A 506-nucleotide genomic window follows, 5' to 3' on the forward strand; every position below is an offset into this window, starting at 1 on the left:
GGCCAAGGACGCGGGCGCGGTCGGGCTCATCGCCACCACCGACTGGAGCTTCAGCCACGGCCGCGACTGGGGTAGCCCGAAGATCCCGGAGCGAATGGATCTGCGCACGATGTTGCGGATGTCTCCGGAGGTGCTCACCAAGCCGCGCTGGCTCTGGAGCTTCGGCAAGCACCTGCGTCCGCCGGACCTGCGCGTGCCCAACCAGGGGCGGCGCGGCGAGCCGGGCCCGACGTTCTTCGAGGCCTACGGGCAGTGGATGGGTACCCCGCCTCCGACCTGGGAGGACATCGCCTGGCTGCGTGAGCAGTGGGGCGGTCCTTTCCTGCTCAAGGGCATGGTGCGCGTCGACGACGCCAAACGTGCCGTGGATGCGGGTGTTTCGGCCATCACGGTGTCCAACCACGGCGGCAACAACCTGGACGGCACTCCCGCGGCGATCCGTTGCCTGCCCGCCATCGCCGAGGCGGTGGGCGACCAGGTCGAGGTTTTGCTGGACGGCGGGATAC

1 protein-coding gene is annotated in these 506 nt (G+C 69.6%); it reads left to right on the plus strand.

Translation table 11 applies throughout. From position 1 onward, the window contains the following. Nucleotides 1-506: alpha-hydroxy-acid oxidizing protein (locus IMZ11_RS43750; protein ID WP_228649612.1), on the plus strand; the 506-nt coding region annotated here is incomplete at both ends.

The organism is Microtetraspora sp. AC03309 (genome assembly GCF_020826795.1).
Lineage (GTDB): Bacteria > Actinomycetota > Actinomycetes > Streptosporangiales > Streptosporangiaceae > Microtetraspora > Microtetraspora glauca.